This window comes from Tunturiibacter psychrotolerans (assembly GCF_051013365.1).
In the GTDB taxonomy this organism is placed as follows: Bacteria; Acidobacteriota; Terriglobia; order Terriglobales; family Acidobacteriaceae; genus Edaphobacter; species Edaphobacter psychrotolerans_A.
Map to the genome: position 1 here is coordinate 4,180,866 of NZ_CP132941.1, position 18,450 is coordinate 4,199,315.

15 protein-coding genes are annotated in these 18,450 nt (G+C 58.5%); 5 read left to right on the top strand and 10 right to left on the bottom strand.

From position 1 onward, the window contains the following. Nucleotides 1-74: 74 nt before the first annotated feature. The 7 genes from RBB76_RS17475 to uvrA form a co-directional block, all read right to left on the bottom strand. A complete protein-coding gene (locus tag RBB76_RS17475; protein WP_429628974.1) occupies nucleotides 75-1,394 on the bottom strand; it encodes a Gfo/Idh/MocA family protein in 1,320 nt (439 codons plus the stop codon). Nucleotides 1,395-1,504: 110 nt separating this feature from the next. Beyond that, the gene (locus tag RBB76_RS17480) at nucleotides 1,505-2,470 is read right to left on the bottom strand and encodes a sugar phosphate isomerase/epimerase family protein (protein ID WP_429628975.1); all 966 of its coding nucleotides are present in this window, start codon (nucleotides 2,468-2,470) and stop codon (nucleotides 1,505-1,507) included. A gap of 191 nt (nucleotides 2,471-2,661) precedes the next feature. Then, nucleotides 2,662-6,141, bottom strand: coding sequence for a carboxypeptidase regulatory-like domain-containing protein (locus tag RBB76_RS17485; RefSeq protein WP_429628976.1), 3,480 nt, complete (start codon nucleotides 6,139-6,141; stop codon nucleotides 2,662-2,664). A gap of 183 nt (nucleotides 6,142-6,324) precedes the next feature. Then, nucleotides 6,325-6,792: a DoxX family protein gene (locus RBB76_RS17490; RefSeq protein WP_429628977.1), complete on the bottom strand. Its 468-nt coding sequence runs from the start codon at nucleotides 6,790-6,792 to the stop codon at nucleotides 6,325-6,327. After that, nucleotides 6,789-7,463 (bottom strand): orotate phosphoribosyltransferase, encoded by a 675-nt coding sequence (locus RBB76_RS17495; protein ID WP_429628978.1) that lies wholly within the window; start codon nucleotides 7,461-7,463, stop codon nucleotides 6,789-6,791. Before RBB76_RS17495 ends, RBB76_RS17490 begins: the two co-directional genes overlap by 4 nt. Nucleotides 7,464-7,636: 173 nt before the next feature. Further along, entirely contained in the window at nucleotides 7,637-8,665 is a 1,029-nt protein-coding gene (locus RBB76_RS17500) for a CPBP family intramembrane glutamic endopeptidase (RefSeq protein ID WP_429628979.1), read from the bottom strand. Continuing rightward, the gene (gene uvrA / locus RBB76_RS17505; protein WP_429628980.1) at nucleotides 8,662-11,796 is read right to left on the bottom strand and encodes an excinuclease ABC subunit UvrA; all 3,135 of its coding nucleotides are present in this window, start codon (nucleotides 11,794-11,796) and stop codon (nucleotides 8,662-8,664) included. The genes RBB76_RS17500 and uvrA overlap by 4 nt, the downstream gene beginning before the upstream one ends. 243 nt (nucleotides 11,797-12,039) lie before the next feature. On the opposite strand from uvrA, the gene RBB76_RS17510 reads away from it, so the two are divergent. Beyond that, the gene (locus RBB76_RS17510; RefSeq protein WP_429629662.1) at nucleotides 12,040-12,213 is read left to right on the top strand and encodes a hypothetical protein; all 174 of its coding nucleotides are present in this window, start codon (nucleotides 12,040-12,042) and stop codon (nucleotides 12,211-12,213) included. Between the two features lie 156 nt (nucleotides 12,214-12,369). Here the strand turns inward: RBB76_RS17510 and RBB76_RS17515 are convergent, their stop codons facing one another. Further along, a complete protein-coding gene (locus tag RBB76_RS17515; RefSeq protein ID WP_429628981.1) occupies nucleotides 12,370-13,128 on the bottom strand; it encodes a hypothetical protein in 759 nt (252 codons plus the stop codon). Between the two features lie 153 nt (nucleotides 13,129-13,281). Here RBB76_RS17515 and RBB76_RS17520 point away from each other — a divergent pair, with 153 nt between their 5' ends. The 4 genes from RBB76_RS17520 to RBB76_RS17535 all read left to right on the top strand — a co-directional run bounded on the left by RBB76_RS17520 (nucleotide 13,282) and on the right by RBB76_RS17535 (nucleotide 16,550). Next, complete coding sequence (locus RBB76_RS17520; protein ID WP_429628982.1) at nucleotides 13,282-13,662, top strand: MGMT family protein; 381 nt, start codon at nucleotides 13,282-13,284, stop codon at nucleotides 13,660-13,662. A 107-nt stretch (nucleotides 13,663-13,769) separates the two neighbouring features. Next, entirely contained in the window at nucleotides 13,770-14,780 is a 1,011-nt protein-coding gene (locus RBB76_RS17525; RefSeq protein ID WP_429628983.1) for a hypothetical protein, read from the top strand. Between the two features lie 144 nt (nucleotides 14,781-14,924). After that, nucleotides 14,925-15,575, top strand: coding sequence for a nitroreductase family protein (locus RBB76_RS17530; RefSeq protein ID WP_429628984.1), 651 nt, complete (start codon nucleotides 14,925-14,927; stop codon nucleotides 15,573-15,575). Between the two features lie 18 nt (nucleotides 15,576-15,593). Continuing rightward, nucleotides 15,594-16,550, top strand: a complete 957-nt coding sequence (locus RBB76_RS17535) for an alpha/beta fold hydrolase (RefSeq protein WP_429628985.1) — start codon at nucleotides 15,594-15,596, stop codon at nucleotides 16,548-16,550. A 116-nt stretch (nucleotides 16,551-16,666) separates the two neighbouring features. Here RBB76_RS17535 and RBB76_RS17540 read toward each other — a convergent pair whose 3' ends face one another. Further along, a complete protein-coding gene (locus tag RBB76_RS17540) occupies nucleotides 16,667-17,275 on the bottom strand; it encodes a UbiX family flavin prenyltransferase (RefSeq protein WP_429628986.1) in 609 nt (202 codons plus the stop codon). 466 nt (nucleotides 17,276-17,741) lie between these two features. Continuing rightward, the gene (locus RBB76_RS17545) at nucleotides 17,742-18,362 is read right to left on the bottom strand and encodes a YkgJ family cysteine cluster protein (RefSeq protein ID WP_429628987.1); all 621 of its coding nucleotides are present in this window, start codon (nucleotides 18,360-18,362) and stop codon (nucleotides 17,742-17,744) included. Between the last annotated feature and the right edge of the window lie 88 nt (nucleotides 18,363-18,450).

The window sequence follows — 18,450 nt, forward strand, 5'->3', positions numbered from 1 at the left end:
TGTGGATCGTTCGCGATGAATGTGGAGATGCGGACTGCTGTTAGGTTGCAGTCCGCATATAGCGGTAGTGAGAACTAGACGTGTGGCGCCCAGCCTTTTTCGTAGTCTCGGCCCCATCCCTTCATGGCTTCGGCATCATGGAGGACCTTGCCGTCTGTCGGGTCGAGTTGTAGTTCACGATTGACCTCCCATGCGACGTTGGAGAGTTGAAGCATGGTGACGGCGACGTTTCCAATCGAGACGGGAGCATTGAGCTTTTCTCCCTTGCGGATGCCTGCGATGAAGTTGGCGAAGTGAGCGTCGGTCATGGAGTCGCGACCGGTGAGATCGGAGGAGGCGGTCTCTTTGCCGGTTTTAAACTCGCTGGTTTTGTTTCCCTTCAGATCGTAGATCTCGTACCCGTCGCGATCGACTAGTACGGTGCCGGTGGTTCCCATGATGGTGGATCCACGGTCGCGACCGTAGTACTTCATCCCCTGACAGCTCTTGCCCTCCCAGGTGATTACTTTGTCGTCGTATTTGAAGCTGGTGACGAGGGTGTCGTAGAACTGCCAGTCATCCTTGAACTGGTAGCGTCCTCCGGAAGAGGCGACGCTGTTGGGCAGGTCGACGCCGAGGGCCCAACGGCAGACGTCGATCTCGTGTGTTCCATTGTTGAGGGCTTCGCCGGTCCCGTAGATTTTGAACCAGTGCCAGTTATAGGGTTGCAGGTTGTCCTTGTAGGGGCGGCGCGGCGCGGGGCCTTGCCAGAGGTCCCAGTCGAGCTGAGTCGGAACGGGCGCTTCCTTGCCGGTACCGATCGATTTTCTGACGTTGCTGTACCAGGCTTTCGCGAAGTAGGCGCGGCCGATGGCGCCATTATGAATTTTGTCGACAATCTCGATGGTGTGAGGAGAGGAGCGTTGCTGGGTGCCCATTTGCACTAGCTTTCCGTACTTCTGTTGGGCTTGCACGAGCATGATGCCCTCGGCAGGATTGTGGCTGCAGGGCTTTTCGACATAGACGTGTTTGCCTGCCTGTAAGCCAGCGATGGCCATGGGGGTGTGCCAGTGGTCGGGGGTGGCAATGGTGATGGCATCGACGTCCTTCTTCTGAAGGATGTGGCGAAAGTCCTGATCGGTTGCGGGAGCTTCGCCCATCTCTTTTTCAGTGTCGGTAGCGAACTTCTTCATGGTGTTGGTGTCGACATCGCAGACATAGGCGATACGTGCATCTTTCTTGTTTGCTTTTAGCGCGGAGAGGTGGGCGTAGGCACGGCTGCGAACACCGATGACAGCAAAGTTGAGGCGGTCGTTCGAGCCGAGGATTTGCCCGTAACTCTTTGCGGTTGATGCGACAGCGAGGCCCGCTGCTCCTACGGCTAGTGTGTCTAGGAATTCACGTCTGGTGATCATTGTTTTTCTCCTTAGGAGATTGAGGCATGATGCTTTGTCTGTTTAGAAACAAGAGCGAAATACAGGGATCCTTCACTCCGTTCAGGATGACGGCGTTATAAGAGTGACGGCTAAAAAGTTCCTGAGTCAATGAGGCACTTCTTCATACCTGCCCAGCTGATGCGAGTGGACGCTTCGGGCGTGCCAGCTCCGCGCCAGTGTGTTTCGAGGCTCACCGCATCGCGATAGCCGACCTGCTTGAGTGCGCGGAATTGGGCGGTCCAGTCGATGTAGCCTTTGTCGACAGGGGACCAGACGATCTTGCCCGTGTCGTCCTTGACGGCGTTCTTGCAATGGCAATGGTGGATACGGTTTTTGGGCAGGGCGTCCCAGCCAGCGGGGAAGGCGTCGAGCTCGCCGCGCATGACAGCGTTTCCTGCGTCCCAGTTGAGAGCGAAGTGCGGAGACTGAATAGCGTCAAGAACTTTTGCTGCTTCGCGGCCAGTGGCGGTGTTGCAGGCGAATTCGTTTTCGATGACGAGAAGGAGACCTTGCTGGCCGACGCTCTCGGCGGTGGCGCGAAGTTTTTCGTTGATGGCTGCGCGGTAGGGTGTTACGTCATCGAGACGCCAGAAGTCGAAGCACCGAATCTTGTCGGTCTTGAATTGCTTGGCCAGGGAGATGGAGCGAGCGAGAACTTCGTCCTGCTGCTTGTAGGCGACCTCGGCGGCTCCGTGCATGTCGCCTTTGGAGCCGTACTGCGATTTGGGGGCGCCGGGCCAATCGACTTTGAAGAGGGGGCTGGCAATGTCGGTGACTTGCAGATTGTATTTTGCGAGGATCTTCAAGGCTTCGGCTATCTCGGCGTCTGATGAGGCCTGGAGGTTCTTGCCGAAGATTTCACGAAGTTCGACGTAGTGCAGACCGAAGTCGTTGGCGATGACGGAGCAGGCGTGATCGAAATCCTGAGAGATTTCGTCGGAGATGACAGCGATTTTGAAGGGTGAAGCTGCAGCCCATGCTCTGATTGGCAAAGAGAGCGATGCGACTAAGCCAGCCGAACCCCCTACGAACTGTCGCCTGGAAATACTCTTCATGATTTTGAACTCCTCTTTCTTTGCCGTTTTGGAGTGATGCGGGATCACGGATGTTATACGATTCTGGGCTACCTTGTTGTGACGTTTCTAAGCTGTCAACGTTGCCAGCTTTCGGGTTAAGTACGAATTTTATAGGCAAAAGAGAAGCAGTGAGAAGTCCCGGCAAAGATGGGCCGGGACTTCTCACCTGGTTAGAAGGATATCTTGACGGCCGCCTGGAGGACGCGTGGACCGCCGACACCGTTGACATTGCCGACGCCACTGCTGAGAAGTCCGGTTATCTTGCCAAACGAGCTAGACCCGAAGGTGGTTCCGGGTAGACCGAACGCGGGTGTGTTTGTCAGGTTGAAGGCATCGAAGCGGGCCTCGAGAGACGACTCGCGGAAGATAGGGAAGCTTTTGAAGAGGGAGAGATTGTCTGAGAAGTAGCCGGGGCCGCGGAACTGATTTCGTTGCGTGTTTCCAACGACGCATGGCCCGGGGGATACGCAACCAGAGAGTCTGCTGACGCTGAAGCTGGCGGGGTCGAACCACTGTACGGTGGCGGTTCGGTTGGTGTGGTGCAGGACGTGGTAGGGCGCAACCTGATCGACGGTCTGGGTTGTGCCAGGGGTTGCGCTTGTGGTTGTGAGGGTAAATGGCAGGCCCGAGAGCGCCGATAGGATGACCGAGGTCTTCCAGCCGCCCAGCACGTAAGAGCCGATGCCTGAGTTGAAGTACTTATGATTTCGTCCAGCCGGCAGCTCCCACGTGAGAGTCTGCTCGAAGTTGAGTCTCCGGTCGTAGTCTGCAAGGGTGTAGTTGCGACGCAGGTTGCCGCTGTAGAAGAGCAAGGCTCCATCTTGTGGGGTGGTCACATAGTTTTGCGCCTTGCCCCAGGTGAGGGCCGAGCTATAGGCTATGCCGTGGGTGAATCGGCGAGTGAATTGTACTTGCAGCGATTGGTAGTTGGAGGAGTAGCCCAGAAAGTATTGCGTCACGGAGGCGGTTTTTCCAAACGCAGTGTTCAATGGATCGAAGGATGCACTCTCTCCGTAGACGCTCGGGACGTTGATGTTCTGCGCGGAATCAATCCGCGTGCCATGATTGGCAACGTAGGCGATCTGGAGGGAGCTGTCGTGCGGCAGCGCCTGCTGAACGGCCGCATTCCAAGAAGAGACATAGGCGTTCTTGAAGTTGAGCGGGATGTAAAGGGTTCCAAGGCTGTTGAGGAAGGTGTTGCCGGTTGCTGTGATCCTTCCATTGGCACCGATGGGGATGGTCGGGGTGGGTGGGATACCGCTTACGAAGTTGACGGCTGCTGGATTACTGGAACCCAGTACGGCGGCTCCATAGGTTGGAACATTGGTGTAGTCGGTGCTTCTCTTAATGGGGTAGTTGTAGGCGTAAGAGTTATCTACAAAAGGAACGTAGCTGACGCCGAATCCGGCTCGGAGTACGGTGGCCTCTGTGGCGCGATAGGAAGCACCAAGCCGGGGCGCGAAGTTGGTGTAGTCGGTCTTCATCCCGAGATTAGAGGGATTTCCATCTACGCCAGCGATGACCAGCTCATTGGTTGTTGGATCGTAGTTGGAAAATCCTCCCGCTTTGCGCGGTGTGGCGGGTGGGTACAGCTCGTAACGCAGCCCTACGTCGACTGTCAGTTTGGATGTGGCCTGCCACTTGTCCGCGACGAAGAAGAAGAGCCAGGTCTGGCGATAGGCGGGGAAGGTACTATTCGTATCCTGACCTACCTGATAGGGGGTGTCAAAGAGAACGCTGGCGATGTCGTTAGCCTGCCCCTTGGAGGGGGCGCCTGGAGTGGACGTTTGGTTTTCGCTGAAGTAGAAGGTACCGGCTGCCGCATTGATGTTTCCCTGAAGGAGATCGTCGCGGATGCGGCGAATGTCGGCGCCTGCTTTGAGAGCATGGTTGCCGAGGATCTTGGTCCAGTTGTTGGCGAAGTCGATGTTCGACTCTGCGCGTAGCCACGGGAGCGATTGGGAATAGCCGATGAGAGGGTTTCCGGTTCCGTTCTCTCCATTGCCTGCGAAGTTGCTTACCTGAAAGGCGACCTGGCCGCTATCAATCGAACTAAGATTCGTTCCGGGGATTCCAAGAGTCTTGGCGTCGTCCGAGCCGAAGTCTGATTGTTGCGCCGAGTTACGAAGGTGGGCTACACCGACGCGAACTTCAGTGAACAAGGTTGGCGAAAAGACGTGATCGTAGTTGCCGCCGGTGCTGTAAGCCGCCGCCGTTCCGGTGGCTTCGAAGCCTCCTCCGGTTGGCCCGCCGAGGAAGGAACCGAATAGAGGCGCCTGGAACGTAGTGGTTGTCTGATGGCTGAAACGACCGCTCAGGTGATCTTTCTGGGTGATCGTCCAGTCTGACTTGATGTCGTAGCTGATGGAGTCTTTGCTGAATGGCGAGTTTTGCTGAAAGTTATTGGAAGTGGCTCCTGCGATATACGCTGCTGAAGCGAGATTATCTTGAGAATTTCTTGCGAGCTTGTCTAGAGATTGTAGAACGGTCAAACCGATGTTGCTGTCGTTGACTGGCGTCATCGCTCGGCTCAGCGGGATCTGATTGTTTGCGAATGCGGTACGGCCCTTGCCGCAGTTGGCCGGCGTTGGGCCGCCCTGACAGTCTGCTGTATCTCCAGTCTGCGGATCGTATATTTGCCCAGCATATTTGCTGAGGTCGATGTTGCCGCCAACGACGTTGTAGTAGGGGATCGTAGTGGTGACGGTGGACGACTCGTGATCGGAGGTGCGGAGGAAGTCGCCGAAGAAAAAGAGTTTGTCTTTGAGAATTGGGCCTCCGATCGAGGCGCCTGTGTAGTTGTAAACGAGGCGTCCGTTGGGGCCGCTGGCGAAGTAGTTGCGAGCATTCACGCCATTGTTTTCCATGTTCTGGAAGACAGATCCATGAAACTGATTTGTACCTGACTTGAGGGTGACGTTGACGACGCCGCCGACAGCACGGCCGAACTCGGCTTCGAAGTTATTGGTGGTGATGTCGACGTTTTGGATCGCGGCGGCGGGGGGAACGAGGATGATATGGATTCCGGTGCGCTGGTCATCGTCGATACCCTCGATTTGATAGAGGTTGACGTAGGATGACTGACCGTTCGCGTTCACAGACAGATCGTTGTTGGCGTTGAAGAACTGCGAGTTGTTGAAGACGACGGGCGCCATACCGGGAACAGTGTTGAGCAGGGATTGAAAGCTGTTGCCGCTGCTGAGGGGGAGATTGGAGATCTGGTGCGCCTCGAGGGTTGTGGAGATATCGGCGCGGTCAGTCTGCAGTAACGCGGGAGCGGTGGATACGGTGATCGTCTCGGACGCGCTGCCTGTGACGAGAGCAAAATCGACGCGTGTTGAGGTGTTGGTGAGAAGATCGATGCCCTGATGGGTATCTTTCTTGAACCCATTCGCCTCGACGGTGATGGTGTAGGAACCCGGCGGAAGATTGGGAAGAGTGTAGTTGCCACTTTCGTTGGTTACGGTTTCGTGACCCGTCTGAGTTGCGGTCTCTATGACGATGACTTTCGCACCAGCAACGGCCGCTCCAGTGGGATCATTGATCGTGCCAAGCAACGTGCCGCTGACCGCCTGTCCAAAGAGAGATGGTGACAGTGCGAGGATCAATAAAGCGAAAACGATAAGGCTGAGTCTTTTTATGGCGACCACTTGAAACCTCCGAAGATGTAACAAACTTTTCAGGCCCGGGTTCGTTATTGTTTGAAGAGCGAACGAACCCTAACAGCGGCGGCACAGGTCAGTCAAGAAAATAACGCAAATCTTCTCTCGACTCGGCTTTGAGAGATGGGTCGGGCCGGAGCATAGATTTCGTCTAGAGCGGATTGGGATTGCTTACTGTTTGGAGCGGAGGAGAGCCCAGCGATGAGTGGAGGGAGCGATCAGCAGAGCAATGAAACAGAGGGAGAGAACGGAGTGTTCCAGGGAGGCGCCGAAGAACTCCCAGAAGGGTGCCTGGGGACCGGGATAGTTCGAAGAGAAGAGTAAGACCAGCATCATGGTCAGACCGCCTAGACTCGCGCAGCGGACCAGGACTCCAGTGATAAGGCTGAGAGCTATAAGGAGTTCGGAGATGCTGACGATTGTGCCGAAGAAGACGGTGTGGGGGAGGATGACGTTCCTCAGGAAGGGGCGAATGAAGGGGTAGGAGCCTTCGTTGAGGAACTGGTTGATGTACTGGGCCATTCCGGTTCGGATGAACCTGGTGCTGGTGAGTTTGTACTCGGCGAAGATGAGGAAGATGAGGCCGATGGAGATGCGCAGGAAGGCGAGTGCTTTGGATTGTTGGTCCGCTGCGCTCATCTCGATTTTTGCTGAGCGATGTGAGCGGCGCGGACGTCGGAGGCGGTGAAGACGGAGTGGAAGGGGACGCCTGGGATCGCGGCTTCGATGTTGGCGCGGCCGCCCTGTTCGCGGTCTACAAGGCAGAGGACTCCAGCGACGTGCATGCCGGCCTCGCGAGTGGCTTCGATTGCTGTGATGGTGGAGCCTCCGGTGGTGCAGACGTCGTCGACGATGATGACGTGGGCGCCGGGTTTGAGGAAGCCTTCGATGCGGCGGCCGGTACCGTGAGTTTTTTCTGCCTTGCGGACGAGGAAACCGTGGATGAGAGTGGGCGCGGGGCCTTCGTCGCTGCGTTCGTCGGGATCGAGTTCGAGCGCTTCGGAGAGTTGGGCGATCTCGTTGTAGTCGGCTAGAGCCCAGGCGCTGGCGCTGGCGGTGTTGGAGACGAGGGGGTCGGCGCCCATGGTGAGGCCGCCTACGGCTTCGATCTTTTCTGGGTTGGGGAGAATCTCGCGGATGACGTCGTAGAGGACGAGGCCGGAGAGGCGGCCGCCTTCGGCGTGGAGGGTGGTGATGCGGCAGTCGATGTAGTAGTCCGACTTCTGGCCGCTGGCGAGGGTGAAGTCACCTAGCTTGAAGGAGTGGGTGGCGATGAGATTGAGGAGGGTGGTGCGGCTATCGGGTGTCATGGTCGCCTCTGATTTTAGACGATAGCTTTTCCTAGCGATTTCTGTTGCAAAGCGGTCACGAGGGGCAAGTTAGGTTGAAACCTGCCTTTCGGGCCTCGTTTTCTGCGCTGGCGAAAAGCGAAATACAGGGATCCTTCACTGCGTTCAGGACGACTACTTCTGGGCCCGGGGGGCTAGCGGTTCATGCGGTCAAGGTGACGGTAGCCGCCGGTGGCGATGAAGGCGGTGAGGAAGATGGTGAAGTTGTAGCTGGCGTGGATGAGGGTGGAGGCCAGGACCGAGCGGAGGCGAATGCGGACGGCGCTGAGGATGAGCGAGACGCAGAAGAGCAACAGAATGACGGGCCAGGTGAAGGCTGTCTGCTGCCCGTGGAGCAAGGCGAAGAGGATGCTGGTGAAGACGGCGGAGAAGACGTAAGCGGGTGTGGAGATTTTGTTGTTGGAGTTCCAGAACTCGCGGGCCGCTGGGGTGCGGGGGAGCGAGAGCCAATCGTACGCGATGGCGACGGCGGGGAGGAGGAAGCCGCGGAAGAGGATCTCTTCAAAGAGCGGAGCGAGGAAAATACCGAAGAGGGTGACCAGCCAGACATCGGACGGGGTGCGGAAGAAGTCGTCCATGGGGATGTCTTTGGGGATGGCGATGACGGTGGAGATGGCCTGCACTGCGAAGGAGAGGGTGAGGCCGAGGGGGATGAGGCGGAGGGCGTTGCGTCGGGCAGCGTCGGGGTTGGCGTCGATTCCGGTGGGGAAGGGGCGTTTCCAAAGAAGCGGGAAGACGAACCAGGAGACGGCAAGCGCGAGGATGTAGGTGAGGGCCTCGGTGCCGATGAGGAGTTTGGGTGGGATCGAAGAGATCGCCGATGCTTTGTTGCCGATTGCGGAGGGGTGCGCGAAGCCGAGGATGAGGAACTGGGTGAGGAAGAGAAAGAGGCCGGTGATGGCGAGGAAGAGGAGCGCGTGACCGAGGTTTGGGATGCGGTGGGGGGCGTCTTCGGGCGCGTCGTTGGGGGTGTTGTCCATGGGAGGCTGGAGGATGGCCTCGCCTTCGGGGAGGATGGGGCGGACGACGGGAGCGTCGGATTGGCTGCGTGTGTCGGGCGATGCGGGTGGGAGAAAGAACGTGGTCGTGTGGCGCACTTCGCCCGATTGGGACGGAGCGTTCTCCTGGGCTGAGGTAGCGGGGGTCGGGGTGAGATCGCTCATGCTTTTTTCGTGCGCGGGACCGGTTTTGCGGGCGGTACTTTCTTTCCGGATTCTTTGGTCGAAGATGCTGTGCTTATTGTGGACTTGTTTGCGGGTTTTGGCTTGATGCTTTTGGGGGATCTTTCCGCGGGTTTGGTGGCGCTGGCTTTGGCTAGGCCGGTTTTCTTTTCGGGGGCGATGAATTTGCCCTTTGGTTGTTTGGTCGCGTCGGCGCGGGCGGCGATGGTTGCGGGCTGGGGGCCGGCGTGGCTGGTGCCGTTGCGGCTGGCGAAGTTGGAGTTGTGGGAGGTGTAGTAGCGGGCGAGGAAGCTGCCGGTGTGGGAGGCGGCGACGGTGGCGATCTGCTCGGGCGTACCGTGGGCGATGATGCGGCCTCCGCCTTCTCCACCTTCGGGGCCCATGTCGAGGATGTAGTCGGCGTTGCGAATGATGTCGAGGTTGTGCTCGATGATGACGACGGTGTTGCCGAGGTCGGTGAGGCGGTGGAGAACTTCGAGCAGCTTTCTGACGTCGTCGAAGTGGAGGCCGGTGGTGGGCTCGTCGAGGAGGTAGAGAGTGCGGCCGGTCTGGCGCTTGCTGAGCTCGCGGGCTAGTTTCATGCGCTGGGCTTCGCCGCCGGAGAGGGTGGTGGCGGATTGGCCCAGGTGAATGTAGCCGAGGCCTACGTCTACTAGCGTTTGGAGCTTGATGTTTACCGTTGGGATGTCTTTTAAGATCGGGACGGCGTCGGCGATGGGGAGATCGAGGAGGTCGGCGATGGAGTAGCCGTTGAATTTTACGGAGAGGGTTTCCTGATTGTAACGACGTCCGTTACACACTTCGCAGAGCACGTAGACGTCGGGGAGGAAGTTCATCTCGATGCGGCGCTGGCCTTCGCCCTGGCAGGCCTCGCAGCGTCCGCCTTGCACGTTGAAGGAGAAACGGCCGGGTTTGTAGCCGCGCTCGCGCGACTCGGGGAGCATGGCGAAGAGGTCGCGGATGGCGGTGAAGACGCCGGTGTAGGTGGCGGGGTTCGAGCGTGGTGTGCGGCCGATGGGAGATTGGTCGATCTGGATGACCTTGTCTAGCTGGTCGATGCCGATGACTTTGCCGTGCTGGCCGGGCTCTTCGCGGGAGCCGTAGAGTTCCTTTGCGAGGGAGCGGTAGAGGATGTCGTTGACTAGGGTGCTCTTGCCGCTGCCGCTGACTCCGGTGATGACGGTCATGACGCCGAGGGGGAAGTGGGCGGTGACGTTTTGCAGGTTGTGGGAGTGGGCGTTTTCTACGGTGACCCAGTTGTTGGTGAGGGCGCGGGGTTCGGTGCGGGCTACGATTTCTATTTTGCCGGCGAGGTATTGGCCGGTGATGGACGCGGGGTTGTCCATGATTTGTTGCGGGGTGCCGTCGGCTATCAGGTAGCCGCCGTTTTTTCCGGCGCCGGGGCCGAGGTCGAGGACGTAGTCGGCTTTGCGGATGGTGTCTTCGTCGTGCTCGACGACGAGGACGGTGTTGCCGAGGTCGCGGAGGTCTTCGAGGGCGTTGATGAGGCGCTGGTTGTCGCGCTGGTGGAGGCCGATGGAGGGCTCGTCGAGGACGTAGAGGACGCCGCGGAGCTTGGAGCCGATTTGGGTGGCGAGGCGGATGCGCTGGCCTTCGCCGCCGGAGAGGGTGGCGGCGGAGCGGTCGAGGGCGAGGTAGCCGAGGCCCACGGCGTTGAGGAATTCGAGGCGCTCGATGATCTCGCGCTGGAGGCGGTCGGCGATGATGCGATCGCGGCCTACGAAGTTCATGTTGCGGGCGGAGGTGAGGGCGCGCTCGAGAGGGAGAGCGGTGAAGTCGGCAATGGATGCGCCGTTGACGGTGACGGCGAGGGATTCGGGGCGGAGGCGGCGGCCCTTGCAGACGGGGCAGATGGTCGCGGACATGTACTGCATCATGTACTCGCGGTAGCCCTCGGATTTGGTGTCTTCGAGGTTGGAGCGGAGGTATTCGAAGATGCCATGGAAGCCGGTGCGTCCGGCTTCGGAGCGGGGTGGGCCGTAGAGGAAGAGGTTTTGCTGCTCGGTGGTGAGGTCTTCGAAAGGGACCTTGATGTTGATTTTGGTTTTTTCCGCGAATAGCTTGATGAGGCGGAGGAGGTAGGCAGAGCCGGAGCCTGGGCCCATGGCGCCGTCGAGGAGTGGCTTGGACCAGTCGGTGATGGTTTTGGCGGGGTCGAAGTCGTAGATGCTGCCGAGGCCGTGGCAGTTGGGGCAGGCGCCGTAGTTGGAGTTGAAGGAGAAGCTGCGGGGCTCGAGGCGGGGGACGTTGATGCCGCAGTCGGGGCAGGCCATCGAGGAGGAGTAGAGGGTCTCTTCCTGCTCGCGGGTGTTGGGGTTCTGGATGCCGATGAGGACGAGACCGTTGGCCATCTGGAGGGCTTTGGTGACGGAGGTCTCGAGCCGGCGGGTGTCGTATTTGGGGACGGCGTTGGCCAGGGCTGCGTTTGTGTTGGGCTCTCGGGCTTCGGCTGGGAGGGGTTTGAGGATGATGCGGTCGACTACGGCTTCGATGGTGTGGTTTTTGCGCTTTTCGAGGCGCATGCCTTCGGTGAGCTCGGTCATCTCGCCGTCGATGCGGGCGCGGAAGCCTTGCTGGTCTAGGGCTTCGAGCTCTTCGCGGAACTCACCTTTGCGGCCGCGGACGATGGGGGCGTAGACGGTGATGCGCTCGCCGGGAGAGAGGGCGGCGATGCGTTCGACGATTTGTTCGGCGGACTGGCGGGTGATGGGGCGGTGGCAGTTGGGGCAGTGGGGCTGGCCGACGCTGGCGTAGAGAAGGCGGAGGTAGTCGTAGATCTCGGTGATGGTGCCGACGGTGGAGCGGGGACTGCGGCTGGTGGTTTTTTGTTCGATGGAGATGGCGGGGGAGAGGCCGTCGATGGCGTCGACGTCGGGGCGCTCCATCTGATCTAAGAATTGTCTGGCGTACGCCGATAGGGTTTCTACGTAGCGGCGTTGGCCTTCGGCGTAGATGGTGTCGAAGGCGAGGGAGGATTTTCCGGAGCCGGAGAGGCCGGTGACCACGGTGAGGGTGTTGCGCGGAATGCTGACGTCGACGTTGCGCAGATTGTGCTGGCGAGCGCCGCGGACGGTGATGTGTGTAATGCCCATGTGAGTTCTGTGGCGGTGTTCGGCCAAGTCTCTAGAATACGGCATTTTCGGGGGAGGCATTACGGGCGGGTGAGAGGGCTGGTTCGGGCGGTGCAACCCCGGAATGGGAATTATGTATCCGAAGGAACAACATCAGCCACTTTCGGGTCATTGTAATGGCACGTAAGTTTGCAACAATAGCCGAGATGTAAAAAGTTCAGTCGCCGGAAAAAGGCTGGCGACTTGTGAATTCGAGGGTTGGGTGTGATGACGTCGATTATGTTGGTCTGTGCGGTGTTGGCTTCGATGGCTGTGGGTGTTCTGGTGGCTTATGGGGTTTGTATTGCCATGTTTAGCGCGTTCCACATGCATGCCCGTCAGGTGGCGGGAAACGCGGCCCGTCGATTGGCGGCGACTGCGCAGGTTGCAAAGAGCTAAAGTTATCGACTCTTAGAAGATCGAAACAGCGCCTTCCGCTTCCTCCGGACGGTGCATATCAAGTATTCAATCGACAAATCTTAAAATTCAATGGTCTCGCAGACCGAGTCTGGCCGAAATGACAGTTGCCGGTTGCTGCCTATTCGAAGTTGAAGGCTATTGGGGCGGGGTTTGCTGGCGGAGATGCTGGAGCTGCTCGTATATCTGCTGGGGCGTTTTGACTCCATTGGGGGAGTCTGGCTGGGATGCGTCTGCGGGCGTGTATGTGCCCGGCGCGGCGGGAACGATTGGCGGCGCGGTCCTGTTGCGTTCAGGAACCGCTTCGGCGGCGGGCTGAGGTTCGGGAGCCTGTTGCGGTTGAGAGTCGTCGGACTCGTTTTTGTCGTCGGAAGCGCCGGCGTTCGGGTTGGGTGGAGTTGGACCGCCCTGACGTGGGGTGAGGATGAGCTCTTGCGCGGCATCTCCGTCATGTTTCACGAGGATCATGTTGCTGCCTGTGCCGTCCAGCAGCTCGGCTAAAATTTGACCTGGCGCGGCGGGACCGTATTTCCCGAAGACGCGCTCATCCGTAACGCCTCCTGTAATCTTGATGCCGGTGTCGTGAGAGATTTGGCGAAGGATCTGGTTGAGGCTGGAGTTGTCGGCCGAGACTGAGAGGCTGCCGTTAGCCAAGATGACCTGAGCGCGCTTTGGCTGTTGCTGGGAGGGAGTGAGCGGGACCGTGGGTTCAGTGGTGGGGGGAGTTGGCGGCAGGGTGGACGCGGACTGAACGCTCGCGGAGGGTTTGTGCTGAGCAGTGGGGGCAGACTGCGCTGACAGCAGGGCGGCGGACGCGAAGCTGAAATAGAGGACGAAACGAATTGGCCCGATGCTCTGCATGTAGTTGTAGGACGCGTTGCGGCGAAGAAACGTCATCGCCGCGAAGAGCTGTTGTACAGTTTATCGTGGATGAGCTGCGCGAGCCGAATTTCCGTGAATCGGATGGCTGGCTTGCCGGGCTTTTGGACGAGCGAGGTGAGCTGCTCCGTGCGTCTGTGCTCTGGTTGAGGCTCTGATAGAGTTTTGATCATGCGTGCAGCGGTTGTTCCGCAGAACCTGAAACGAAGAATTCTGAAAGAGTCGCTACGTGAAGACGAGCAACGAGATGTGGCTTTTCGTCGCATCATTCGTTCGGTTCCCAAGGGGAAGGTTTCAACTTACGGCAAGGTGGCTGCGGCGGCTGGCTATCCTTTGTACCATCGTGCGGTGGCACGGTTGCTGCGCGACGCTCCTCTTCAGGGACTGCCCTGGCAGCGCATTGTCGGCGCTGGAGGCGAGATCAAGCTACGGGGTGAAGCTGCGGCGGAACAGCGGTTCCGACTAGGTATGGAGGGCGTAAAGTTTCGCGGCAAACGCGTCAATATGGAGATGTATGAACACGCGCTTCGCAGCTGGGAGACGCTGGACTAAGGCTTCGGCTGTTGGATGTAGTGAGAGTAGCTGTAGACTGGGGAAGCTCTTTTGCTTGTCTCAAATGCGTATTTAGGTTCTGTAATAGATCGATGGCGGACTTGATAATGAGACTGAAGATTGGATTGCTGACGGTAGGGCTACTTGTGGGTGGGGTCGCGTCGGCAGAGGTGTGCACGACACAGTCGCAGATGACGGGTGCAGAGCGAGAGGCTTTAGTTGCAGCGGCGCGGGGGCTGGCTGGGAAGGTTCAGGCCGGTGACGTGAACGGTCTGCGTGCGGCTACCGCAGCGGAATATGCCAAGGATTTTGGTGGTATTGGCGAAGTTGTGAACGGCACCGCGGCGCATGTGAAGGGTGGCTCGCTGAAGGTGGAACAGGTTTATCTGCTGGATGGGACTGAACTGAAGCGTGCTGCTGATGGGTCGGTGCCGGATGCACAGTTTTTCTGTTCGCTGAATAAGACGCAGGCGGAGGCGGATTTTATTATTTCGGGGCTGGCACCGGGGCGCTATGGGTTTGCAATGGTGGACGTTCCGGATGGCGCTGCTCCGTGGAGGTTGTCGTTTCTGCTGCGGCAAGACCAGGGGCAGTGGGTGATGGCGGGGTTTTATCCGAAGCCTTTGCTGGCGGCGGGTCATGACGGGCTTTGGTACTGGACGCAGGCGCGTTTGATGAAGGCGCAGAAAGAGCATTGGAATGCGTGGCTCTACTACCAGCAGGCGGAGAGTCTGCTGCGGCCTGCGAACTTTATTCAGAGCACGCATCTGGAGAAATTGAAGGCTGAGGAGACTGCGGCGGCGCCACCTGCGTTGTCGGAGGGCGTGAGTGCAGAGTCGCCGCTGGTGGTGAAGGGGCCAGATGGAGTGGAGTACCGCTTTACCGGGTTGGGTGTGGATGACTCGCTGGGGAATGACAAGGTGGACGTCACGGCGCATTTGAAGGTGGAGCAGATGGGAGACGCGGCAACTGCGAGGAAGCATAACTCGGATGCGATGACTGCGCTTCTGGCTGCGTATCCGGAGTTGCGGAAGCCGTTTCACGGCGTGTGGATGATTGCAGAGGCTCCCGGTCAGAGCGCATTTGCGACCGAAGAGGCGATGAGCCAGATCCACTGAGGACGGTTAGCGGTCTTCAGACGAATGTTTGATCAGGTAGTGATATCTTGAAAATCGTTTCGCGGGACGGTAAGAGATGCAGGGTAGGATGACTCACCTTCCAGGTTATAACTGGCACTCTATTGATAGGCAAGAAAGAGAACAATGACAAAATTAAAAAAGACACTGAGTCAGGCAATCCAGGAACGTAGAGCGACGCCGAGTTTTGATGGAACGCCGATGCCGCCGGAGGACCTGCGCCAGATTCTCGATGCGGGGTTACATGCACCGAGCGGATACAATCTTCAGCCTTGGCGGTTTGTGGTGGTGCAGTCGGCGGAGCAGAAGAAGAAGCTGCGGGGCGCGAGCTATAACCAGGGTAAGGTCGAAGAGGCTTCGGTGGTGATTGTGGCCTGCGGTGATAGTGATGGGTGGCGGAAGGATTTGGATCTGATCTTGGAGAAGGGGCGTAAGGGTGGGATGCCGGAGAGTTATGCGGCGCAGGCACAGAGCAGCGTTCCGAATTACATGTCGAGCTTCAGTAGCGGGCAGATGCAGGGGTGGTTGAATAAGCAGGTGATGCTGGCGTTTACGCACATGCTGTTGATGGCCGAGGTGATGGGATACGACACTGCGCCGATGGAGGGGTTCGAGCAGGACAAGGTGCATGAAGTGCTGCGGCTTCCGTTGAGTTATTGGGTGGTGGCGCTGCTGGCGATTGGACATGTGAATGGCCCGGATAAGTTCGATGGCGGGCGATTTGAGATGGGACATACGGTGTTTGGAGAAGAGTTTGGCAAGCCACTGAAGGTGTGAGGCGGAGAAGACTGGGCTATGAAGCTTGCACTGCGCGTTGTGGCTTTTCTTTTGCTTGTGGTTGTCGCGGCCGGGTTGATCTTTTATCGGTATCCGCTTTGGGTTGCGGATCAGCATACTCGATTTCATCTTTGGCGTCAGGGCGTGAAGAGTGGGTACGTCGAGGCTGGGGGATATAGGCTTCATTATTTCGAAGCTGGGCCGGCGGGCGGAGGTGGGACGCCGCTGGTGCTTGTGCATGGGCTGGGCGCTCGGGGTGAGGATTGGGGGGCGATGATTCCGGCGCTGGCAGCGCAGGGATTCCATGTGTATGCACCGGATCTGCTGGGGTATGGAAGGTCGCCGAAGCCGGATGTGAGTTACTCGATTTCGTTGCAGGAGCAGACGGTGGCTCAGTTCATGCAGGCGGTGCATGTTCCGAGAGCGGATGTTGGTGGATGGTCGATGGGTGGGTGGATCGTGATGAAGCTGGCGCTGGATCATCCGGAGATGGTAGACCGGCTGATTGTGTATGACAGCGCGGGCGTGTATTTTCCGGCTACGTTCGAGCCGGATCTGTTTACTCCCCACGATGTCGCGGGTGTGAGGAAACTAATCTCGATGTTGACGCCGAATCCTCGGAACGTTCCTGACTTTGCAGCGGAGGCGATGGTGCGGAAGTTGCAGCGGAATGCTTGGGTGGTGAATCGGAGTACGGCTTCGATGGTTGCCGGGCGAGATTTGTTAGATTTTCGGTTACATAATATTTCGCAGCCTATGTTGGTCGTGTGGGGCTCCAAGGATGAGCTGATTCCGTTGGCTTCAGGAGAGACGATTCATCGGAGTGTGCCGCAGTCTGTGTTGGACATTATCGAGGGGTGCGGGCACCTGGCTCCGGCGGAGTGTGCGAAGCCAGTGCTTGAGGGGACCGTTGAGTTTTTGCGGTCGCAGCCGCCGATGCGTGGTGGGGAGAGGACTTTTCCCGCGGGATATTAAAAAGTTGTGGGGCGTCCTGCCGGACGGGCCCACTGCGCGTGGGGCGGTCACTTCGTGACTTTTATACCTTGTATCGGCGAGTGATGTTTCCTCCCTTTGGTCGGAGGGATCTGATTCTAGTCGGGTTGCCACTGGTAGGCGTTGGGTTGGGGCAGGCCGAGGTGGGCGAGGACCCGGTGTACGAAGTTACGCGCCATCTCTTCGGTGCTTTGCGGGTGGTTGTAGAGGGTGGGGATGGCGGGGAAGATGGTGGCTCCTGCGTCGGAGGCTAGCTGCATGTTGCGGATGTGGATGCGGTTGAATGGTGTCTCGCGGATGCAGAGGATGAGTGGCCGGTTTTCCTTGAGGCAGACGTCGGCGGCGCGGTGGATGAGGTTTTGTGCGAGCCCGTTGGCGATGGACGCGAGGGTGCCCATGGAGCAGGGTAGGACGATCATCGCGCCGGTGGGGTAGCTGCCGCTGGCGATGTTGGCTCCGATGTCGGTTTCGGCGTGTTGCTGGAGTTTGGGGCAGGGAGCGCCGAGGAGTTTTTCGGCGAGGTCGTTGCGGCCGCTGAGGTGAAGCTCTTCGGCGAAGACGCGGAGGGCGCTGTCGGAGGCGACGAAGTTGATTTTGGTGACGCGGGTGTCGGTGGCGAGGGCGCGGAGGATCTCGGCGGCGTAGATGCTGCCGCTGGCTCCGGTGACGGCTAACGTGATGTTGGTCGGTTCTGGCACGGGTTTCATTATCGCTGATCGGTGAGGGTACCCCCCCCATATTGCCCGCGTGTAAGTTATTTATTTTGAGTGGTTTGCGCGGTGCGGCTAGGTGCAAATTTGTCTAAATAAAGGACTTGCGTCCAAATTCGTCCAAACAATAGGGTTAGTCGAGGTTTCTTTCGTGGTGAAAGAAAAATGGCCCAACAATTTCGCTGGGCCACTGCTCTTATATCTTCTAGTTCAATTTTATCGGATCGAAGCAAACTAATACGCCAACTTCTGCGGGTTTATTTTTGCGGCGTAAATCTTTTGTTTGTTGGCGTTTCGTGCGATGGACTGCGTCGGTGCGTGAGGATTGAGGCTTGACAGCAAATCGATCCGCGCTGGTTTACCGACGGTAGAAAAAAACAAGGCGAGATACGGCGCTCTCTCCACTTCGCCATGCGATAAAACTGCATGGATTCGGTCGTGATGACGATGTTTTGAAAGGTTCTCAGGGGAGCGGGGCGGGAGAACGTAACGCGTAGGCGATGAGGGTTTGGCCGTGACGGTTGTGGGCGGTGTTGAAGGCTTCGTTGCTGGCTTCTTCCTGCGCGGGGATGGTGGGGTCGAGTTCGCAGGCGGCGATCTCTTCGGTGGTGGCGTGGATGAAGCAGAGTTCGCAGGTGGCGAGGTTGACTTCGCCGTTGTCGCCTTCGCTGCGCATGGGTGGGCCGAAGGTGCGGCAGAGGATTGGGCGATGTTCGTAGAGGTCGCAGGTGCCGGTGGTGAGGTCGAGGACGGGGCAGGGCTCGTCGTTGGCGAACTCTTCAAAGAGGATGGCGGCTTCGTGGTCTTCGTTGAGGATGCCGGTGTTGAGGTCGCCGGGAAACCAGGGGTCTAGGCGGGTGAGTGCGTCTTTGACTCGGGTGTGGATGCGTGTTGCTTTCGCTGGGTCGGTTTGCTCTAGTGCGGCGAGGCCTTCACGCAGGCGTGCTCCGTCTTCGTGGGCGATGGGGAAGACTCCGATGCAGCATTGCGAGCAGCCGGGGTGGCAGACGAGGTGATGGCCGCCGCGTTGGTAGGCGTCGGCGACGGCTGCGTCTACGATTTGGATGAGTGTCTGACTCATCATGATGACTTGGACGCTTCTCTTTCTTTGCTAATACCCGCAAGTAGCTGGATAACATGAGGACCGAAGCAACTTAGAACGCATTACTAAA